This is a genomic window from Paenibacillus ottowii, assembly GCF_006874425.1.
Lineage (GTDB): Bacteria > Bacillota > Bacilli > Paenibacillales > Paenibacillaceae > Paenibacillus > Paenibacillus ottowii.
In genome coordinates this window covers 80,990-101,784 of the sequence record NZ_VIJZ01000005.1, presented here as the reverse complement: position 1 = coordinate 101,784, position 20,795 = coordinate 80,990, and the positions used below count along the sequence as shown (strand labels likewise).

Sequence of the window (20,795 nt, the reverse complement as noted above, 5' to 3'; positions counted from 1 at the left end):
CCTTAAAATGACCACAGGAGGGATGAAAACATGAAAAACGTCGGATATTTGGATCGAACTATACGATTCATAATTGGGATTGTTCTGGTATCAATGCTTGTATTTGTCGAAAGTACATGGAAATACGTAGGACTAATAGGTATTCCATTTATACTGACTAGTCTGCTAGGTACCTGCTTCGTCTATCGGATTCTTGGCGTCCGTACATGCTCTACCAAATCATATTGAAAAGGAGATAAATGATATGAAATCATACCTATCCCCAACTAATCTACAACGGATTCCGGAATTAATCAAATTTAGTCCCGAGGCGGCCGCTTCTTATTTTCATTTCGAGCATCAAGTTTATCAAACAGCAAATACATTACCCCAAAAGACAAAGGAATTAATTGCCGTAACAGTAGCCCACGTAACGGGATGTCCCTATTGCATCGATGTTCATGTGAAAAAATATAAGGCTCTGGGAGGTACCATGGAAGAGATAATGGAAGCCCTTCTTGTGGCAGCATCAACACGAGCCGGTGCCATTCTCAGCCACGGAGTTAACGCTCTGATATCCTATGAAGAAGGTGAGGAAAATAAGTCTCAAAAGGGATCTAATGATGTACCTGAGTGTTTTTGCTAAGTGTAGGAATTTTCTAGAGGATGTAAACTAAACTGAACTCCTATAATGCTTTGCATAGAATTATTGTAATAATCAAATCATAAAGCCTATGATTAATAGCAGATGCTCCAAGTGTACTTGCACTAGGGGGAAGTATCTATCTCAGTAGAAGGGAGCCTTGGTCAAGGCTCCTATTAGTTTTTATATGGGATAATTTTGTAATCACATCTTTTTGATTTGTCATTAATATTAACTCAACACACGTGGAGTGTGTGGTAGTAATTTATCGAGAGGAAAAGCATTTTACTATAAATTATACAGAATATAAACCGAGTATGATTGATTTGTTAGATAGAACTGACAGAAGAGTAGAAGTAACTGTGAACCAACAAAAAGATACTTGTAGTTTGGATTTCGATACTTTAGCTAGCAATGATTATAGCAAAGTTACACAAGTAATTAACTATATCCATCAAAAGAATAATGACATAAAGTTTGACTTTTCTGAAATAAGTTTGAGAATGTTGTCTTGTGAGAAAAGGATTCAGTTATTTAATGAATCTTTTCAACATGACCACTCACCATGGAAATTTGAAGAAATAATAAAACTGAAAGTTAAACGTGATGATGATGAGCTAACTCGGAGGAAAGTTCAATATCCGCAAATCAGCTTCAAGGTATAAACTCAGCAATTATAGAATAGATGGGAAAAATCTTATTGAAAATAGTTTTGTAAAGGGTACGTTAGACAACGGATTCTACTTTTCCATGGCGCTATGAGATTTGAAAATATTGAAAGTGCCCAAAATATAGATGTTGCTATTGAATTTAAAAGCAGAAAAAAATGCGAAACTAAGCTGGTAATTCAGGATTCTTTATTGAAGAATTTGGTTGTGAGATAGTGGAAGAAAAACTTATATTTGAATCAAAAATTCAAGATGCTATTTTGTCTGAGTTTAAAAGTGTGCTTTACCAAATTTACCGGAAATTATTAAGGGAACGCAGGGTTTCTTTTTCTGTTGGCAAAGTAGAAGTTAATTTATTGAGGAGAATACAGAGCCTGTAAATTAAATTGTGAAAACTCTTTAACTAAGTAAAATGGAATACAAAGGTTTTGGGGAGCACATTGGACTTTGGATAAAAGGAATAGCATTTAATTCTTCCAATATTACGTATACACGTACCACATCCGTTATCATCCTTTGCTACACTTTGAATAAAAAGGAGATGATAACCTTGGATACCCAACCCAAGATACCAAAGAACGTGGAACATACAAACTTATCTGAAAATACGGCTAAAGAATACGAAAGTTTGGTACAGCAAGAAGACGAACACATAGAGAGACTTAAAACATGCACAAAGCTCATTTGGGATGCGCTAACTATTATTTCTCAAAAGGCAAGTGTACTGCACATGGAAACCGTCAAAGAAGCGGCCGATCATCTTCATATCATGGAACTAGATTTACGAAGAGAACTGTTTAAAGTTCGATTGAAAAAAAGTATTTTGGCAAACAAAATGAAGTAAACCCAAGCATAGCAGCGGAGGGGACGGAATCGTTTTGAAGAAGCGGAGCGTTTGGGTGAAAGCTTTCCGTAGGAAAGCTGCTTCGTAAGTATAACCTTCACCGGATTTTTACTGTTAAACTATAATCAAAAAAATCTGGGGTCAACAGCGATCGGAAGAATGATCCGTCTACGTAGCGGCCTCATAGGCACGTACTTGCTCAACTCACCCAGTAATCAAGCAACTCAAGCAAACCTGACATGACCCTTCACGGTCCGGTCGGGTTTTCTCATTTCAATCCCTCCATCCCACACATGAAATTTTCACTCCCTTCCAAACCACTTGCCACCCAGATAGTTACACCCACTCCCAACATCATGTATAGTAAAGTTATGGGAAATAAACATGTACCCGCATATGATCTTAATCGCTTAGACGTACAATATGAAACATGGCAAAAACGAGGAGGAACGTGATGATACATCCAACACAGATTCAGGATATGCTGCAAGCCGCGCTGGAGACGGGCGGGGATTTTGCAGAGGTGTTCGTCGAGGACCGTACCAATGGACAACTGGGCATGACCGGGGGCGTCGTGGATACGGCGCTGTCAGGCCGAGATTTTGGGATTGGTATTCGGATCATGAAGGAGCATTTTTCGGTGTATGCGTACACCAGCGATATGAGCGAACAGAGCCTGATTCGACTGGCCAAATCGGCTGCCAAGGCTATTCGCGGTGGTGGAACGCCAGGTACACACACCATTACCCTCCATCCCCATGCGATCCCTAACCAACACCCAATTGCGATCATCCCTGACGGTTCGCAGAAACGTGCCAAGATCGACATGATGAGACGGGCGCATGAGGCGGCAAGCCAATATGACCCTTCCATCACGCAAACCTCTGTTGGGATTAGCAACTCGATCCAGAACGTCTTGATCGCCAATAGCAACGGGCTGCTGGTGGAGGATACCCGTACGTATACCCGCATGAGAATAAGCGCGATTGCGACGGATGGGGAGCATAGACAGTCCGGTTTCCGTGGGCCGGGAGCGTATGCTGGGACTGAATTCCTGGAGAACCTGAATATCGAAGAAAATGCCAGACACGCCGCTCGGATTGCGTCCACGATGGTGAAAGCAGGATATGCGCCTAGCGGCAGACTGCCGGTCGTGATTGAAAATGGCTTCGGCGGCGTTCTTTTCCACGAGGCGTGTGGACACGGGCTGGAATCTACGGCGGTGGCGCATGGAACTTCCGTGTTTGCCAATAAGATCGGGCAGCAGGTGGCTTCACCGCTCGTCACGGCTATAGATGATGGAACGATTCCGAATGCGTGGGGCTCGCTCAATATCGATGACGAAGGAGCGCCGACACAGCGCAACGTATTAATCGAGAACGGCATTTTAAAAGGATATCTGATCGACCGCATGGGTTCGCGCCAGATGGGTGTACCTGCGACAGGGTCAGGACGAAGACAATCCTATAAATTCGCGCCTGCATCGCGTATGAACAATACGTTTATTGCGAATGGTGAGTCTACTCGTGAAGAGATCATTGCGGATACAGAGTACGGCATCTATGCCAAATCGCTGGGCGGTGGTTCGGTGAACACCTCGACGAGCGAGTTTAATTTTGCAGTCGAAGAGGCGTACATGATTCGTAACGGCAAAATTGCCGAGCCGGTCAAAGGCGCAACGCTGATCGGCAAAGGGATTGAAACCCTGCAAAATATTGATAGGGTCGGCAACAATCTGGACCATGGTCAGGGGATGTGCGGCTCGGTCAGTGGAAGTCTTCCGGTCAACTGCGGACAGCCTACTATACGGGTGTCCGAGATGACTGTCGGCGGACGGAAGGGGGAATAGGCGATGAATATTCAGCAATTTCAGGAAGCATTATTCACCAAAGGTCGGGAAATGGGCTATGCGGATATGGAAATCTACTATGTAAATGGACGTTCTACCTCGGTAAAGGTGCTAAAGGGAGAGATTGACCAATATACCATCGTTGAAAACGGTGGACTTTCCTTTCGTGGTGTCATTAACGGAAAAATGGGCTATGCCTCTACAGAAAAGCTGGAACCGGATGTGATCGACTTCTTATTGGAAGAAGCACGCAGTAACGCGGACATATTGGAGAGCGAGGAGCAGGATGAGCTGTTTGAAGGCTCTGAGAGCTATCCTGAGCAGCCTGCCTATGCCGTAGCGTTGGCTGACACAGTTCCTGAAATTCTGATCGAAGCGGCGCTGGAAATGGAGCGTACAGCGCTTGCCGCAGACCCACGGATTGTGATGGCTCGGCATTGCTCGGTCAGCATTCGTGAAAATGAGGTCCTGATTGTGAATACTAAAGGACTGAATTGTCATCGTCGCAAAAGTCTGGCGACCGCTTATGTGTATGTGATTGCAGCAGACCATGGCGAGACGGTTACCGGGGGCTGGCATGATTATTCGCTGCGGAGCGTGGAGGAGATCGATATTGCGGATGTGGCGCATAAAGCCGTACAAGAGGCTGTTTCCAAGCTGGGGGCGCGCACGATCCAATCGGATAACTATCCGGTCATTTTCCGTCATGATGCAGCAGCGCAATTGCTGGCTGCGTATACGTCGGTATTTTCAGCGGAGTCAGTGGATAAAGGCTTTTCACGCTTGGCTGGGAAACTGGGACAAAAGGTGGCAAGCGAGTGTATTACGCTGATTGATGATCCGCTGATGGAAAACGTTCCGGCAGGCAGCACGTTTGATGCTGAAGGCAGTGCGACACGCCGCAATGAGATTATCAAGGATGGCGAACTACGGACGTATTTCCATAACCGCAAGACGGCTCGCAAGGCTGGGGTGCAGAGTACCTCTCATGCTTCCAAAGGTAGCTATAACGGTAAAATCGGGGTGTCGTATCATAATCTGTACGTGGCTCCAGGCACGTCTACGTTAGAAGACATGATTCGCAAGACGGATCGCGGGTTGATGATCGTAGAGCTGCAAGGGCTGCATGCAGGTACGAATACGGCGTCTGGTAATTTTTCGCTAGCTTGTCTGGGCTACTGGATTGAGCAAGGGCAAGTGGTCAGAGCAGTCAATCAGATTACGGTATCGGGCAACTTCTTTGACGTATTGCAGCAGGTAGAGGAAGTTGGCAACGATTTGCGTTTTACGGGAAGCTGCACATCTCCTTCGCTCAAGCTGGCTGCACTCTCGATTTCAGGCTCCTAGTGGCTGGAGCAGCCTTCCTTTTCACACTTACGGCCTGTTCCTGACGTTCTAATTGACTAGTGATGATAGATGCTTGATGCATCAGGGTATGGTAAAGTAGGAGAAAGTCTTTGAAATATGAAAAAAAGGCTTGGTTACAGCACCGCGACAGGGTATTATAGACAATAATATATTCGAAAAAAGGTTCGAATTGAATTTTTATTGGGGGATGTATATGAGATATATAAGCACTAGAGGTCGAGTAGAAGCCAAGGGATTTATTGATACCGTGCTCATGGGGTTAGCTGACGATGGAGGTCTGATGGTACCGGAGCAGATTCCGACGGTGTCGGGAGCTACGCTGGAGCAATGGGCGACATTGAGCTACAGAGAGCTGCTGCTGGAAGTTTTTGCGCTGTATATCAATGATGAGATTCCTCGTGAAGATTTGAAGCAACTGGTAGAGCGCAGCTATGCAAGCTTCCGTCATCCGGAAGTTACGCCAGTGAAGAAGATCAACGATTCCCTGTCTATTTTGGAGTTGTTCCATGGACCTACGTTTGCGTTCAAGGATGTGGCGCTGCAATTTATGGGTGAATTTTATTCCTATGTTTCCAAAAAGCAGAATGAGATCATTCACATTTTGGGAGCAACCTCAGGCGATACCGGGGCGGCAGCCATTCAGGGCGTACGAGGCAAGGAAGGCATCAAAATCTGTATTTTGCATCCGCATCAAAAAGTGAGCAAGGTACAAGAACTGCAAATGACGACGGTAGACGATGAAAACGTGCTGAATCTATCTGTAAAAGGAAACTTTGACGATTGTCAAAAAGTGATTAAGGACCTGTTCGCTGATTTGGACTTCAAAGCCAAACATCATCTGCGGGCGATTAATTCGATTAACTTTGTGCGTATTTTGGCGCAGACGGTATATTACTTCTATGCTTATTTCCGGGCGCTGGAGTCTGCGGGTACGAAGAAGATCAATGTCAGTGTGCCATCCGGCAACTTTGGCAATATCTTTTCCGGCTTTCTTGCGAAGAAAATGGGCCTGCCGATCCATAAGCTGATCATTGCCACGAACGAAAATAATATTTTGGAGCGTTTCGTGAAGACAGGCGAATACCAGCCAGGTGACTTTAAGAGCACATACAGTCCTTCGATGGACATTCAGGTGGCAAGCAATTTCGAAAGATACCTGTACTACTTCCTCGGAGAGGATGCGACTAAGGTATCTGAATACATGAATAACCTCAAAACCGAGGGGCGGATTGTGATCGGGGCAGAGGATTTGAAGCGAGTTCAGCAAGATTTTGAAGCGCTGGGTGCTTCGAATGAGCAGTGTCTGGAGCTGATCAAGAAATACAAGGCTGAATATGATTATTTGCTCGACCCGCATACGGCTTGCGGTATTGCTGCGTATGAGGCGTATAATGGCGCGGACGAAGTCTGTGTGACCTTCGCGACAGCGCATCCAGCCAAGTTCGATGAGGCGATTCGTCTGGTGGACATCAAGCAGGAGTTCCCGGAACAAATTGAACAATTGTTTTCCAAGCCGCAACATCAGCAAGTGGTAGAGCATGACGAGGCCGAAATTGTGCGTCAGCTTGAAGCCTTTTATGCGTAATAGAATATTTCTGTAATGGTGAGTTGTTACCTTCTTACGGATGGGAAAAGAGGCTGCGCCCTGTGCGCTAGCCTTTTTCTTGTTTCCATTTTTTCCAGATATGATGTATGTTTTATTTTCAATTTGTTCACATATTAATGCCATATCGAGTAAGGTGTTAGAGCTTGGAAAATCGTGAAAAAAGCCCGTAAATCAAGGGTTTTGGCTTTAGGAATATGACAGGCAATGGTAGGTTCATAGAGTTATTTAATGAAGGATACAAAAATCTTTTATAGGCGATTTTGATGTATTATTATAAAAAATCATGTATAGTAAACTAAATTTTATGAATACATAAAGTTCCACTCTCGAGGGGGCAGAATAAAGTCATTCCGTCGTTTAACAGAGGGGCTAATTATAAAAGGGGTGTATTAAATAATGACCATGATCCGTCCAGAGCAGAGTCAACAAGCAGCAGCCGAATATGTGCAGTCCGTTTTTGAGAAGGTTATCGCGCGCAATCCTCATGAGAATGAATTCCATCAGGCCGTCAAGGAAATTTTGGATTCGCTAATTCCGGTATTGGCTAAGCATCCTAAGTATATGCAGCAGGGGCTTTTGGAGCGGCTGGTGGAGCCAGAACGTGTCATTACCTTCCGTGTACCTTGGGTAGACGATGCAGGCAATGTACAGGTCAACCGTGGCTTCCGCGTACAGTTTAACAGTGCGATTGGTCCTTATAAAGGTGGACTCCGTTTCCATCCTTCCGTGTATCTGGGTATCGTCAAATTTTTGGGTTTTGAACAAATTTTCAAAAATGCGTTGACGGGTCTTCCCATCGGTGGTGGTAAAGGCGGTTCGGATTTTGACCCCAAAGGAAAATCAGATAACGAAGTGATGCGTTTTACACAAAGCTTCATGACGGAATTGTATAAATATATCGGCCCAGATGCCGACGTTCCGGCAGGGGATATTGGCGTAGGTGGCCGTGAGATCGGTTACATGTTTGGGCAGTACAAGCGGATTCGCGGAGGACATGAGGGCGGCGTCCTGACGGGTAAAGGGATTCATTACGGAGGCAGTCTCACACGTACGGAGGCAACTGGCTACGGTTGTGTGTATTTTGTCAACGAGATGCTGCAAGCCCAAGGTTTGTCCTTTGAAGGACAACGTGTCGTCGTGTCAGGCTCGGGCAACGTATCCATTTATGCGATTGAAAAAGCACAGCAGCTCGGTGCTACAGTCGTGGCATGTAGTGACTCTAATGGCTATGTCTATGATCCAGACGGTATTGATCTCAAGCTGGTGAAGCAGCTTAAAGAAGTGAATCGTCTACGGATTAGCGAGTATACAAAAGAGCGTCCAGGCGCAATCTATACAGAAGGCTGCTCGGGAATCTGGTCAATCCCTTGTGACATCGCACTGCCGTGTGCAACACAGAATGAAATTGACGAGCATGCAGCGCAGTTGTTGGTCAGCAATGGCGTAAAGGCTATCGGCGAAGGTGCAAATATGCCGTCCTCACTACAGGCCATTGAAGTATTTTTGGAGAGCGGGGTTTTGTTTGGACCAGCCAAAGCAGCCAATGCAGGCGGAGTTGCGGTGTCGGCGCTCGAAATGTCGCAGAACAGCATGCGCCTGTCATGGACCTTTGAAGAAGTGGATGCCAAGCTGCATGATATTATGAAAAATATTTATGCTAACAGCGTGAAGGCAGCTGAGGAGTACGGCGTACCGGGCAACCTGGTGGTTGGAGCGAACATCGCCGGATTTGTGCGTGTGGCTGATGCTATGCTGTCTCACGGAATTATCTAATTCAACATCCCATTTCCTTATCTTAATTGTACAAAGATTGAATAACCTAGCGTATAAAAGCAAAATAAAAGCTGAGCGGCTCCGTGCGAGTCGCTCAGCTTTTATTTGGAATGAGGCACTTTATTTTTCTCAGGGACTTGATTTATTGTTAAAGAAGTTGTATATTACTTGATAGATCAATGATTGATGGATCAACGGTTAGATCATAAAGCCCAGCGATATGCTTAAGGGAGGAGAGATTGATATCACCCAGACACCATCCGAGGCTGAGTATATTTTTGATCTGCTGCTGCTGCTGAACAAACAGATTAGCTCCAAGTTTGAGCGGTGTGCAGGAATCAGCGCCTCCAGATTGCAGTTGTTGTGCAAGTTGTATCAGGTGGAGGAGATTAGCCAAACGCTGCTGCAAAAAGAGGTTGGCATCGACGGTGCGGCCGTAACGCGCCATTTGAAACAGCTAGAGGCGACCGAAATGGTCACACGACGCACAAAACCAGAGGACAACAGGGTTACCTTGGTAAGCTTGACCGATTATGGACGTGCACGCATTGTCATCTTTAAGCAGGAGCGCTCGCAGTTTGTAGCTCAGCTGCTACAGAGCTTCGACGAGACCCAGCGGCAACAGCTAGCTGATATGCTGCAAGTGATGAATAGTCATATATCCAATATGGACTGACGACATGTGAATATTACGATTCCCCAGAGGGACAAAGGAGAGATTGGAATGAGTAATACAAATACAACCAATATTGTGAAAACAAATGATTTTAAGGAAATCGCACTGGGACGCCGTTCGGTAAAAGTATACGACCCGTCCGTGAAGATCAGCCGCGAGGAAATGACTGAGATTTTGACGGAAGCTACACGCGCTCCATCTTCCATTAACCTGCAACCTTGGCGTTTTCTCGTCATCGAAAGCCCTGAAGGTAAAGCAACACTGGCGCCATTGGCTCGTTTCAACCAACGTCAAGTAGAGACATCTTCGGCCGTGATCGCTGTGTTTGGAGATTTGAACAACTTTGATAATTTCGAACAAATCTTCGGAGAAGCTGTAGAACTGGGCTATATGCCAAAAGACATTAAAGAAATGCAACAGGAAAAAGTAACAGCCCATTTTGCTGCCCTTGATCCAGTTGTGAATAGAGAAACGGTCCTGATCGACGGTGGATTGGTGTCTATGCAGCTTATGCTGGTGGCACGTGCTCATGGGTACGACACTAACGCTATCGGCGGTTATGAGAAGGATAAAATTGCTGAAGCCTTTGGTCTGGACAAAGATCGTTATGTTCCTGTCATGCTCATTTCCATGGGTAAAGGAATCAACGAGGGTCATCCGTCCACACGTTTACCAATTGATCAAATTGCACAGTGGAAATAAACAAAATGAATTAACGTCGATACACAAAATAAAAAACAGGCGAACAAAGGGCTCCCCTTTGCTTCGCCTGTTTTTTATTTTGCTTAGATAGGAAAACAGAACGCCATGCTTATCACGTTGTCGGTCTTCCGGTTATTTTGGATCTGTATCCGTTCCCGAAGTCTGTCCAGAGTCAGCGGCGTCATTTTGAAGAGGGTGATAGCGCTTGGGCCATATAATCTGGTGTGAAGTATGGCTAAGCTCTTCGTAAAATAACGGTGCTTTCTTGAACAGGCGTATGACGAAATGGAGAAACAACCACCCGTTCAACACCAACAGCACAAGACCAATCGGAATCATGACCCAAGGAGACACATGAGATCCCAGCACAGATCCACCTAGTACGTAATTCAGTCCAAAATACAACCAATACAAGAGACTGTACCGCTTCATGAGCTCCCACAGGGAAACTCTTATTCCTCTCCCTGTAAGATGTATGCGTACCAGCCATTTCCCTGGAGTTCGTCCATGGGTCAGGTAAGGAACTACCATAAAATATATCCCGCTGGAAACCCAGAAAGCAGCAGATACATGCAGAAACTCCGTGATACCGAGTAACCCTGTCCAAAGGATAGAATCCACTAAAAAGGCTACCCCTCGTCTTGTATAGGACACCCGTTTGGTCGTAATATCCAAGTGCTTGTCCAGATGTTCCAAACGGGGAAGGAAGCGTGAAAACCATTCGCCGAGCAGAAAGCCCAGCATACCGCCCAATGTGTTAGCCATCAGATCATCCACATCAAACACACGATACGCATGGTCAAAAAATCCATACAGTCCCGTCAGCTGTGTCACCTCAAAGAAGAGGGACAAGGCGAAGGATAGAATCAGACACCAACCCCATCGTGCACGGAAATAATAACGTAAGAACATACCGAAAGGCAAGGTCATGATCACGTTAAAAACGACTTGCAGAAAAGCACGCTCCTTCAGCAAATGAACATAACTGGAGGGATGAGCAGGTGAAACGGATGTTTCTCTTATAATGTCTTGCACGAATTGCAAGGGGATCAATTGCAACGCTCCCCCGGCCAAGGCCGCATTGTGACGTGATGCCGGGAGCGGAAGTATGACCAAAAAGAAGGCGTTCATCAAGTATAACAGCATCAAGTAAAGCAACCATGCTCTAGCCTTGTGAATATAGCCATGTCTGCGATATTGCACGATAAGGAACGGAAGTGTAAACAATAACGCAGCAACTGGGAAGGCTAAAAAAGCATATGAAACAGGAAATAGATACGATTGAATCATGAGCTGTTTAAGCCTGCTTTCTCCGGAACTTCACCAAAGACCAGATGATCAAAAATGCCATGAACGACACGCATACACTTATGCTGATTCGATTTTGCGGGTCAATCAAGAACAGGAAGGCAATGACCCATAGGCATCCCACTGTTACCGCCGTTATATAAGGGTATCCCCATATCTTGAAAGTAGGCTCTACTGGATAAGATTTACGCAGTTTCAATTGGGACAGACAGATGCAACTCCAGACGAGCAGTACAACAAAGCCAGGTACAGCCATCAAAATACGGAACAGCCCGTCCTGAGCGACGTATGCGACCATGGAGCCAACAATCAGGATGACTGCGCACAGTTTGAGACTGTTCACTGGGACCCCATTTGAGGACAAGCGCGCGAGTGACTTGGGACCTTCCCCATTAACAGCCAACGAATGGAGCATACGTGTTGCTCCGTAGATCCCCGAATTGGCAGCAGACAGTACAGCAGTGATCAGAATAAAGTTCATGACATGAGCCGAGCCTTGAAGTCCTACAGAAGACAACACCTGTACAAATGGGCTGGTATTCGCATCCAGCTGATTCCAGGGGATCAAGCCACAAATAATGAGAATTGGCAGCGTATAGAACAAAACAACGCGAAGAATAAAACTTTTAACCACTTTAGGCAGTACCTTTTCTGGATTTTCAGTCTCCGTCAACGTCAATCCGATCAGCTCAGACCCTCCGTAAGAAAAGGTAACGACCAGTAACGCCGAAAAGATAGCCAGCCACCCATTGGGGAGAAACCCGCCGTGCTGCGCGTAGTTGCTCAGATAAGGTGGAGTTTCAGTGGGAATAATTCCGAATAGTATACAGCCACCCAAGGCGATAAAGATAATAATCATGGCGATCTTAATACCCGCCAGCCAAAATTCCAGCTCCCCTAAACCGCCGACACTCAGCATGTTGACGACAATAATGAAAGCCGCACTTGCTAAACTGAGGAGCCATAGAGGAACATCTGGCAACCAATATTGCAGAAAGCTCCCCGCAGCAATGACCTCAATGACACAGACAGCCAGCCACATAAAGCAATACAACCAGCCGATAATAAAGGAAAGCCGTTCTCCAAAAGCCTTGCGGATAAAATCCTTCATATTCATGTTGGGGTAGACGGTAGCCATCTCGGCAATCGCGCCCATAACGACCAATAGCAGGAGTCCTGCGAAGACATAGGACAAAATAACTCCAGGTCCTGCCAAGCTAATCGTTTCGGTACTTCCTTTAAAAATCCCCGTCCCGATGACTCCACCCATAGCCATAAAGGTAATATGTCGTGGTCGAAGCTTTTTGTGCAGAGTGGGTTCTTCATTTGATTTCAATATGAAATCCTCCTTCATCATAGTATATAGCCTCAGCATAGCCCAAGCAGGGTTACTTCAATTAGACTTATACTACATGAAAATATCCAATTAGGAAATGAAAGAAATAGGATCTGGTAGGAAGATTGTGAATAGATAGAGGATAAACTGTAGGAACGTAGGCAGAAGAATGATATCGTTGACGATTGTTGTATGATCGATATCATTCTGTCTTTATGATATATAATGAGATTGGTTTGAAAAAAAAGTAAGATATTTATGAAGCGGAGGCTTGGATACGTGAAGCAGGATCGGCAAAAACAGGCAGGTTCCCATACCGGGATGAGCAAGGGGCATGAAGCTGATGGGCTGAACAAGCTGCTGTCCGTATGGCTCCATTCGTCGATCCGTGTCATGGATGTCCGGCACATTCGACTGGAAGCTGTAGAGCTGGTTCAATCCTATTGTTTCCCAGCGCATGCTTTTGTGTTTATGCTACAGGGTAGCGTGCACTTGGCTGGTGATTGGAAGGATGCATCCCATTCCGGGTATGTGCTGCATGGCAGCAAAGGTTTTGAACTGAACATAAAGCCCGCGCCATGCGGGATCGAATATATTCTTGTTCTATATAAAGCGACCTCTCTATCGGGACACACAGTTTATCATCATCCTTCGGCAGCTTATGGTTTCATACCGTCCTATCCGGTTATACTATACCAAAAGCTGCAACTATTGGCGGACGCATGGCAGGATCAAGAGGGGTTATCGAAGATCCAGGCTCAGGGTCGGTTCTATGATTTTGCATATGAATGTATGCGCCAATGGCAGGAACCGCAGGCTCGGACTTCCACGCGGGATGTCGTGGCACAGGCGATTCGATTTATGCAGGCTCATTATGCGGAATCCATCACACTGGAACGTCTGGCCGGATTATTGGAATGCAGCCCGCGACACCTGACTCGATTATTTAAAAAACAAACGGATTGCAGCCCGATTATGTATCTGATTCAACTACGGATGGACAAGGCGAAGGAGCTTTTGCGGAAGACGGATGCCACTTTACAGGATATTGCTGTGAGTGTGGGGTATCCGGATGTGTATTTCTTTAGCCGGGCATTCAAAAAACATACCGGGGTATCCCCGGTGCATTATCGGGATAGCCTATATTCAGCTGTTTTTGATAGTGATATGCGTCTGGATAATCCATCAAGCATGTCTGAATGTTCCATTGATTCAATAAGTAGCGGCCTGCATACTGTTATTGAGGATAATAATCATTATCAAAACTATGATGAAGGGATTTTACGAATGAATAGAAATGCAAAGCATTCCATGGCATTTATTTTATTGCTTAGTTTTACCTTGCTGCTAAGCGCGTGCTCAGGCTCATCCAGTCCTATGGCAACGGATGGCGCTGCACAAGGGAACAATAATACATCAACGGAACCAGCATCACAGGAAAGGGTGCTGAAGGATGCACTTGGGCATGAAGTGAAGATTCCGGCTCAGCCTCAGCGTGTGCTTGCTTCTTATCTGGAGGACCATCTGGTGGCGCTGGGTGTTAAACCGGTAGCCCAATGGTCGGTAGGTAAAAACTCAGTTCAGGCTTACCTGCAAAAAGAACTGAAGGATGTTCCTCCCATCGCTTCGGATCTTCCGTTCGAAGCGGTGTTGAGCTTCAAGCCTGACTTGATCATTATGGACAGTGCGAGCATGGTCGAAGGCGACAAATATAATCAATACTCCAAAATTGCTCCGACCTATGTTGTAGGCAGTAATATGAATAATGATTGGCGTCAAGAACTGCTGACCGTGGGTGAGGTGCTGAATAAGAGCAGTGAAGCGAAGCAGGTATTGAGCAACTATGACAAAAAAGCGGCAGAAGCGAAAGCCAAGCTGAGTCAGACGGTGGGACAAAAAACGGCTGCGGCATTGTGGGTAACGGATAAAAACGTATATGTGGTGAACCAAAATCTATCCAGCGGGGATGTATTATACAAGGATTTGGGATTCAAGATTCCACAGGTCGTACAAGAGATTTCCAAAACGGCCAAGGCGAACTGGAGCAACTTATCCCTGGAAAAACTAGCTGAGCTGGACGCTGATTATATCTTTATCGTGAACAGCAAAAATGTGAGCAAGGATGAGATTATTAAAGATCCAGTCTGGGCAGGAATTCCGGCTGTCAAAGAAGGCCACGTATACGATTTTGGCAAGCATTCCAGCTGGTTGTATACAGGTACAATCGCAAACAGCCAAATGATTGATGATGTTCTGAACAATGTAATGAAATAATGTAACTCAATAATCTAGATTATAATAAAACAGCGCTATTCTTACTTAACGGCAGAGACCAAAGTAGGAGAGCGCTGTTTTGTCTTTTCATTTACATGAACTCTTGCCGTGCAACCTGGTTTTATAATAAAAGATGCCTGCACAGGGCAGACATCTGTTTTTTTCGATATTAGGATTGCGGAGATACCAGGATTTTAACCTGATTTTTCTCTTTCAGGAGACCTTCAAAGCCTTGCTCGATCACTTCTTCGAGCTTGATACGTTTGGTTACAAGCTTGTCAGCAGGGAAATATCCCTTTTCCATCAAGCTGATCACAGCTGGGAATACATCGCGGTAGCCGATAATACCAGTCAGATTGCGTTCCTTCATGACAATATTGTTCGGTTTAATTGGAGCTTCTTTTTCAAAAATGCTGACGATCATGATTTGTCCGCTGATTTTAGTGGATTCAATTGCTTGAGTCAGCACAGGAGGTACTCCAGTGACTTCATAAGCTACGTCTACGCCGCCGTTGGTGCGTTTGTGCAGCTCTTCCACCACATCATAAGTTTTAGGATCAAGCACGATAGCACCCAGTTCTGCAGCTTTGGCTTTACGCTCTTCGGAAAGCTCTACTGCATAAATCTCAGATGCGCCCGAAGCTTTCAATGCTTCAATCACGAGCAAGCCGATAGGACCAGCGCCAAATACGACAGCTTTATCGCCGACTTTCAATTGGCTTTGACGTACAGCATACAAAGCAACGGCCGAAGGCTCTACCAAAGCGCCTTGCTCGAAAGATACGCTTTCTGGAATTTTGTGAACCATGTGCTCGTCAGCAGCCACATATTCAGAAAATCCACCGCCGCCGCCTGCCAAACCGAGGAAGCCCATTTTATCGCAAAGGTTATACTTTCCTTGTTTACATGCATCGCATTTTCCACATGCAAATACAGGTTCTACGACTACACGGTCGCCAACCTGAATCTTGGTTACGCCTTCACCGATTTCAACGACCTGTCCAGAAAATTCATGTCCCATCACGATCGGAGCTTTTTCGCCAGTCAGTGGATGCTGAGCATTTTCAGGAATGAAGATTGGTCCTGCTACATATTCGTGAAGATCGCTTCCGCAAATGCCACACCATTCTACTTTGATCTTTACTTTTCCTGGAAGAGCAGCGGGCTGCTCAATGTTTTCCAAACGTAAGTCTTTTACTCCATGCCATCTCAATGCTTGCATGTCTTGTCATCTCCTTGATGATTATATGATCATTGCCGCTATAAAAGTAAATGAATAAGGAAACGTTTCCGAAAAATAATATGTCACAATTTTTACACATTGTCAAACCAAAATAATGCAAAAAGCACTTGATTTTTTTGTGAATATAATCACTTGTGACTATGGCGCTATATTTGACTCGTTGCTTAGTACAAAAGAATTTTTGCGAATTTTGCAGGTGAAGCAGAGGCTAGAAGAAAACGAATTCAATTTTTAGAGACCCATTCTGTGGTATAATAACTATATTAGAAAGTTTATGTGCATAGAGAGAAAACGATTCCGAGCGTGAAAGGATTTTGGGTGTGTCAGAGCAAAAGAAAGTAACCATAGAGGATGTAGCCAAGCGGGCAGGGGTTGGTATTGCAACTGTCTCCAGGGCTATTAATGATAGCGAGGGCATCAGTCCCAAGACGAAGGCATTTATTTTGCAAGTAATTGAAGAAATGGGTTTTACACCCAACACCTCAGCTCAAAGTCTAAAGGTGCGGCAAACACGGCAAATTGCGCTGGCTGTACCGGATATCCGGAACGCGATCATTCCAGAGATTGCTTGGTCTGTAGAACAGGCTGCCAAGCAGCATGGTTATCGTGTCGTGCAAATTAATACGGCCGGGAATGCCAGGATGGAGCTTGAAACGGTGCGTGAGGTTAAGAAGCTGCATGTAGACGGGCTTATCATTATGCCGCTTGCATATCCTAAAATGCTGGTAGACCTGATTAATAAAGCCAGCGTTCCGGTGTCGATTATTAACTATGGCAAGAAGCTGGGTGAAGACGTCAAAGCGGATATCGTCAGTCTGGCCCGGCAAGAGGGAAGACTCGTGATGGAGCATTTGCTTAAAATCGGGAGAACAAGAATTGCTTATGCAGGCGCGGCGAAGGATAAAATCGAGGAGAGATATTTCGCTTACGAGCAGTCCCTCCAGCACGTGAACCCTTCACTCGTGTATTTTGGCGATGATTTCTCCTTCGAGACAGGACTGCGGGCAGCCGATTATTTTTATAGTTTAAAAAATATGCCAGATGCGATTTATGCAGTTAATGATATGGTGGCGATAGGAATCGTGAACCGTTTTAAGGATTTGGGTGTAAAAGTACCGCAAGAGGTTGCGGTGGTTGGTATTGATAATAATCTGTGGGCTACGGTAACGACTCCGCAGATCAGCTCAGTCTCCATCATGGGGGAAGAGGTGGCACGCTTGGCTGCGGAGCTGCTGCTTAAGCGAATTCAGGAACAGACCGTGGGAGATTATGAGCGTGTACAGTTCGAGCCTCGCCTGATTGTCAGAGAATCCAGCGTCTCTGTGATCCGTAAGCCTACGGTTGGACATGATGAGTAGAAGATAAGTCTAGCTCCAATCTCTACTCCGTTATATCCATGGATGGGTAGCTGCAGGCTAGGCGTAATGGATATGAATAGGAGAGTGGGTTCATGTCAAAAGGTAGCGTGTTCGTTTCTGGAGCTTGTACTACACCAAAGTACGTCATATTACGGACCATTTGGCAGGTATCCATTGGGGGAAGATGAACGAAATTAGTGAACATCGAAGCATGGAAATTATCGATTATTTGTATAAGCAGCGCGCTTTGATTCCTTCGGAAAGTTTCCCGAATGTGATCAAGGGCACTGCTGGCTTGGACGGAGCGCTGACTGAAAGCTATGATGCACTTATGGGAGATTTGTTTACAAGGGACAAAACTACGATGATCCGAGCATTGGCAAATATGGACAAAACCAACCGTGTACATGGTATAGGTGGCATCGGGTATGCTCTCAGCTATAGAGACTCCAAGGAAGTCAAGAAAGAGATTCAGCAATGGCAGGCAGGACAGCAGCTTACTCCGGCAGAGAAGGATGTTATTCGTGCCCTGTTCGCCAAGCTCGATGATCCGTATTGATGCTGAAAAAGTGACCTTGTGCATTGCATAGCAGATATAAATCAACAGCCGCTTCTCTACTGGAGGAGCGGCTGTTTTGTGCGGTTTGAATACATGTCCTTATAAATTGGGGTTAGTACTAATAGGACCAGTGACCTTGATCTCTACGCAAGCGCTTGATGTCACTAATGGGAGGCAGACCGAACAAGCGGGCGTATTCACGACTGAATTGTGAGGGACTCTCATAACCTACCTGAAAACCGATATCTGCTGCATCCGCTGATGCAGATAACAGCAGACGACGGGCCTCTTGCAGACGTAATTGTTTTTGATATTGCATGGGGCTCATAGCCGTAACCTCTTTAAAATGACGATGTAGCGACGAAGGACTCATATTAGCCAGCTGGGACAATTCTTCAATTCGCAACGGCTTATCATAATCCTGTTTAATCCGCTGTATGACTTCTGTAATGCGGTTGGAATGGCTGCCGGTCATGACCAGTTGTTTTAAGGATTCCCCCTGATTCCCCTGTAAAATCCTATACAGTATCTCACGAATGACTAACGGAGCCAGCACTGCAACGTCCTGCGGATTTTCCAAAAGACGCACGAGCCTTACCACGGCATCCAGCAGCGGGAGGTTGGTTTGGCTTACATACAAGCCACGTCTGGAACCCGTGCTTGGGTTTGCAGAGCAAGCAGGTTCGTTGATCAGATCCAAAACCTGATGTGGATCAAAATTGAGTCTAAGACACAAATAAGGAGCTTCAGCAGATGCTTGTATGATCTGCCCGGAAATGGGTAGATCCACCGATACCACGAGGTAGTCGGATATGCCGTAATGGTGACTTTCCTCTGCGAGCATCACGACTTTTTTTCCCTGTGCCACAATACATAAGGCGGGTTCATGGACTTGGTAAATCGGGACGGTTGTATTTGAACTTCGGATGAAGTAAAGCGAAGATATGTCTGTAGCATGAACTCCGTCTTGACTTGAAAATCGTTCTATGAGCCTTGCCAATTCGGCTTGTTTTTCTATAGTAGAATGCTCAATTTCGGTCGTTTTCACCATGTCTCTCCCTTCTTCACCATATGCTAATCATCACTTTTTTAATAGCTAATGACACTCTAAGACGGGCTTTGTTTTTGGATATGAATTTGAATTCATATTAATTGTCTTTGGAGGATTAGGCAATAATTTGCTCTGATTTTTCTACCAGTGTGATGGATATTCCTCTCATAATAAGATGCAGGTACAACACCTCATGAGCAATGGAGAAAAAATTAGAAGTGCAAAGAAATGAAGAGTCATCTGCTTCAGTGATATTTTGAACTAGAGGAGGAACAAGCATGTTGAATATTAAAGGAAAAGTCGTAGCAATTACAGGAGCAAGCAGTGGAATCGGTGAGGCTACTGCCCGTTTACTTGCTCATTATGGGGCTCATGTGGTATTAGGGGCCAGACGTACGGAACGATTGGAAGCGCTGACTTCGGAGATTCGTTCAAAAGGTGGAACGGCAGATTATCAGCAACTGGATGTAACGAAGAGGGATCAGATGGACACGTTCATCAAATTTGCGGAAAAAAGATTCGGGCGTGTGGATGTAATCTTGAACAATGCGGGAGTGATGCCTCTTTCGAAATTGGAAGCCCTGAAGGTAGAAGAGTGGGATCGCATGATTGATGTAAATATACGGGGTGTTCTGCATGGAATTGCGGCAGGTCTTCCCATTATGAAAAAGCAAGGCTTTGGTCAGTTTATCAATATTGCCTCTATCGGCGCGTATAGTGTAACACCGACTGCAGCAGTATACTGCGCAACGAAGTATGCGGTTCGGGCGATTTCTGAGGGTTTGCGTATGGAGGTTGGAGGAGATATTCGTGTAACACTGGTATCACCAGGAGTAACCGAATCCGAGCTTGCCGACAGTATTTCAGATGAAGAGGCTCGGCAGGGAATGATAGAATACCGACGTATTTCGATTTCACCGGATGCGATCGCTCGTTCCATTCTATATGCCATGGAGCAGCCAGCAGATGTAGATGTGAATGAAATCATTGTCAGACCCACGGCAAGTCCGAACTAACCTCATGCAATGAAATCCGTGATTTTATTCTTTGCCTCTAGAAACATTTTCCCCATCCTGTAAGGATGGGGTTTATTTATGAGATGAAAAAGAGGATCACGTGCAGAGTAGAAGGAAATGTGATTTTAAAATAAGCGAGTTTACTTTTACTAAAGTTTGTGTTAAGTTAATTTCGACAAACATCGAAATTAAGACTGGGACTGAAGGGGGACGAACAGGGTGAAAGAGACAACAGAGATGCAGCAAGCTGTAAAAATATATAAAGCACTTGGAGAACCAACTCGTCTCAAGATAGCACTTCTGCTAAAAGAGGAAAGTGGTCAATGCTGCTCTGTGCTGGGCGAGAAGCTGAACAGTGTGGCGATTTCAACGCTATCACACCATTTGAAGCAAATGGCAGAATCGGGACTGCTCACATACCGCAAAGAAGGAACGTTTATTTATTACAGCTTGGATGTGGAAGCAGCACAGAAATATGCCCCGTTCCTATTAACATAATTTTTTTTAGTTTTAATTTCGATATTTGTAAAAATATAAAAATA

General features: G+C 45.3%; 18 protein-coding genes and 1 pseudogene. 15 read left to right on the top strand and 4 right to left on the bottom strand.

Annotated features, from left to right (window positions below; genetic code table 11):
* Positions 1 to 30: 30 nt before the first annotated feature.
* From FKV70_RS13605 to FKV70_RS13560, 10 genes are all read left to right on the top strand, one after another.
* A complete protein-coding gene (locus tag FKV70_RS13605; RefSeq protein ID WP_142613176.1) occupies positions 31 to 228 on the top strand; it encodes a YgaP family membrane protein in 198 nt (65 codons plus the stop codon).
* Between the two features lie 16 nt (positions 229 to 244).
* Positions 245 to 625 carry a carboxymuconolactone decarboxylase family protein gene (locus FKV70_RS13600; protein WP_142613175.1) on the top strand — a complete coding sequence of 127 codons (381 nt, stop codon included), beginning with the start codon at positions 245 to 247 and terminating at the stop codon, positions 623 to 625.
* A gap of 251 nt (positions 626 to 876) precedes the next feature.
* A complete protein-coding gene (locus tag FKV70_RS13595; RefSeq protein WP_142613174.1) occupies positions 877 to 1,287 on the top strand; it encodes a hypothetical protein in 411 nt (136 codons plus the stop codon).
* Between the two features lie 553 nt (positions 1,288 to 1,840).
* Positions 1,841 to 2,134: a hypothetical protein gene (locus tag FKV70_RS13590; RefSeq protein ID WP_244310739.1), complete on the top strand. Its 294-nt coding sequence runs from the start codon at positions 1,841 to 1,843 to the stop codon at positions 2,132 to 2,134.
* 454 nt (positions 2,135 to 2,588) lie between these two features.
* Positions 2,589 to 3,983, top strand: a complete 1,395-nt coding sequence (locus FKV70_RS13585) for a TldD/PmbA family protein (protein WP_142613172.1) — start codon at positions 2,589 to 2,591, stop codon at positions 3,981 to 3,983.
* A gap of 3 nt (positions 3,984 to 3,986) precedes the next feature.
* Positions 3,987 to 5,330 (top strand): TldD/PmbA family protein, encoded by a 1,344-nt coding sequence (locus tag FKV70_RS13580; protein WP_142613171.1) that lies wholly within the window; start codon positions 3,987 to 3,989, stop codon positions 5,328 to 5,330.
* Between the two features lie 214 nt (positions 5,331 to 5,544).
* A complete protein-coding gene (gene thrC / locus FKV70_RS13575) occupies positions 5,545 to 6,936 on the top strand; it encodes a threonine synthase (protein ID WP_142613170.1) in 1,392 nt (463 codons plus the stop codon).
* Between the two features lie 417 nt (positions 6,937 to 7,353).
* The gene (gene gdhA / locus FKV70_RS13570; RefSeq protein ID WP_142613169.1) at positions 7,354 to 8,730 is read left to right on the top strand and encodes an NADP-specific glutamate dehydrogenase; all 1,377 of its coding nucleotides are present in this window, start codon (positions 7,354 to 7,356) and stop codon (positions 8,728 to 8,730) included.
* Positions 8,731 to 8,950: 220 nt separating this feature from the next.
* A complete protein-coding gene (locus FKV70_RS13565; protein WP_231887366.1) occupies positions 8,951 to 9,406 on the top strand; it encodes a MarR family winged helix-turn-helix transcriptional regulator in 456 nt (151 codons plus the stop codon).
* Between the two features lie 48 nt (positions 9,407 to 9,454).
* Entirely contained in the window at positions 9,455 to 10,108 is a 654-nt protein-coding gene (locus FKV70_RS13560; protein WP_063208441.1) for a nitroreductase family protein, read from the top strand.
* Positions 10,109 to 10,240: 132 nt separating this feature from the next.
* On the opposite strand, the gene FKV70_RS13555 is transcribed toward FKV70_RS13560, so the two are convergent.
* On the bottom strand, positions 10,241 to 11,398 hold the full coding sequence (locus tag FKV70_RS13555; RefSeq protein ID WP_142613168.1) for a VanZ family protein: 1,158 nt from the start codon (positions 11,396 to 11,398) through the stop codon (positions 10,241 to 10,243).
* A 7-nt stretch (positions 11,399 to 11,405) separates the two neighbouring features.
* Positions 11,406 to 12,752, bottom strand: a complete 1,347-nt coding sequence (locus FKV70_RS13550; protein ID WP_063208446.1) for an amino acid permease — start codon at positions 12,750 to 12,752, stop codon at positions 11,406 to 11,408.
* 279 nt (positions 12,753 to 13,031) lie between these two features.
* Here FKV70_RS13550 and FKV70_RS13545 point away from each other — a divergent pair, with 279 nt between their 5' ends.
* Positions 13,032 to 15,026 (top strand): AraC family transcriptional regulator, encoded by a 1,995-nt coding sequence (locus FKV70_RS13545; protein ID WP_142613167.1) that lies wholly within the window; start codon positions 13,032 to 13,034, stop codon positions 15,024 to 15,026.
* 169 nt (positions 15,027 to 15,195) lie between these two features.
* Here the strand turns inward: FKV70_RS13545 and FKV70_RS13540 are convergent, their stop codons facing one another.
* Entirely contained in the window at positions 15,196 to 16,248 is a 1,053-nt protein-coding gene (locus FKV70_RS13540; protein ID WP_142613166.1) for a 2,3-butanediol dehydrogenase, read from the bottom strand.
* A gap of 341 nt (positions 16,249 to 16,589) precedes the next feature.
* Here FKV70_RS13540 and FKV70_RS13535 point away from each other — a divergent pair, with 341 nt between their 5' ends.
* Both FKV70_RS13535 and FKV70_RS13530 read left to right on the top strand, forming a co-directional pair.
* Positions 16,590 to 17,627, top strand: a complete 1,038-nt coding sequence (locus FKV70_RS13535) for a LacI family DNA-binding transcriptional regulator (protein WP_063208450.1) — start codon at positions 16,590 to 16,592, stop codon at positions 17,625 to 17,627.
* A 136-nt stretch (positions 17,628 to 17,763) separates the two neighbouring features.
* A pseudogene (locus tag FKV70_RS13530) lies at positions 17,764 to 18,186 on the top strand (hypothetical protein); the annotation flags it as partial.
* A 118-nt stretch (positions 18,187 to 18,304) separates the two neighbouring features.
* Here FKV70_RS13530 and FKV70_RS13525 read toward each other — a convergent pair.
* Positions 18,305 to 19,237 carry an AraC family transcriptional regulator gene (locus FKV70_RS13525; RefSeq protein WP_208738403.1) on the bottom strand — a complete coding sequence of 311 codons (933 nt, stop codon included), beginning with the start codon at positions 19,235 to 19,237 and terminating at the stop codon, positions 18,305 to 18,307.
* Positions 19,238 to 19,515: 278 nt separating this feature from the next.
* Between FKV70_RS13525 and FKV70_RS13520 the strand changes: the two genes are divergently transcribed.
* Positions 19,516 to 20,253 carry an SDR family oxidoreductase gene (locus FKV70_RS13520; protein ID WP_142613165.1) on the top strand — a complete coding sequence of 246 codons (738 nt, stop codon included), beginning with the start codon at positions 19,516 to 19,518 and terminating at the stop codon, positions 20,251 to 20,253.
* A 219-nt stretch (positions 20,254 to 20,472) separates the two neighbouring features.
* Positions 20,473 to 20,751, top strand: a complete 279-nt coding sequence (locus FKV70_RS13515) for an ArsR/SmtB family transcription factor (RefSeq protein ID WP_063208454.1) — start codon at positions 20,473 to 20,475, stop codon at positions 20,749 to 20,751.
* Positions 20,752 to 20,795: the final 44 nt, after the last annotated feature.

What these genes read in the sequence shown, in the direction of transcription:
- FKV70_RS13605 (WP_142613176.1), top strand. Translation starts at nt 31, where the DNA reads ATGAAAAACGTCGGATATTTGGATCGAACTATACGATTCATAATTGGG.
- FKV70_RS13600 (WP_142613175.1), top strand. Translation starts at nt 245, where the DNA reads ATGAAATCATACCTATCCCCAACTAATCTACAACGGATTCCGGAATTA.
- FKV70_RS13585 (WP_142613172.1), top strand. Translation starts at nt 2,589, where the DNA reads ATGATACATCCAACACAGATTCAGGATATGCTGCAAGCCGCGCTGGAG.
- FKV70_RS13580 (WP_142613171.1), top strand. Translation starts at nt 3,987, where the DNA reads ATGAATATTCAGCAATTTCAGGAAGCATTATTCACCAAAGGTCGGGAA.
- thrC (WP_142613170.1), top strand. Translation starts at nt 5,545, where the DNA reads ATGAGATATATAAGCACTAGAGGTCGAGTAGAAGCCAAGGGATTTATT.
- gdhA (WP_142613169.1), top strand. Translation starts at nt 7,354, where the DNA reads ATGACCATGATCCGTCCAGAGCAGAGTCAACAAGCAGCAGCCGAATAT.
- FKV70_RS13565 (WP_231887366.1), top strand. Translation starts at nt 8,951, where the DNA reads ATGCTTAAGGGAGGAGAGATTGATATCACCCAGACACCATCCGAGGCT.
- FKV70_RS13560 (WP_063208441.1), top strand. Translation starts at nt 9,455, where the DNA reads ATGAGTAATACAAATACAACCAATATTGTGAAAACAAATGATTTTAAG.
- FKV70_RS13555 (WP_142613168.1), bottom strand. Translation starts at nt 11,398, where the DNA reads ATGATTCAATCGTATCTATTTCCTGTTTCATATGCTTTTTTAGCCTTC.
- FKV70_RS13540 (WP_142613166.1), bottom strand. Translation starts at nt 16,248, where the DNA reads ATGCAAGCATTGAGATGGCATGGAGTAAAAGACTTACGTTTGGAAAAC.
- FKV70_RS13525 (WP_208738403.1), bottom strand. Translation starts at nt 19,237, where the DNA reads ATGGTGAAAACGACCGAAATTGAGCATTCTACTATAGAAAAACAAGCC.
- FKV70_RS13520 (WP_142613165.1), top strand. Translation starts at nt 19,516, where the DNA reads ATGTTGAATATTAAAGGAAAAGTCGTAGCAATTACAGGAGCAAGCAGT.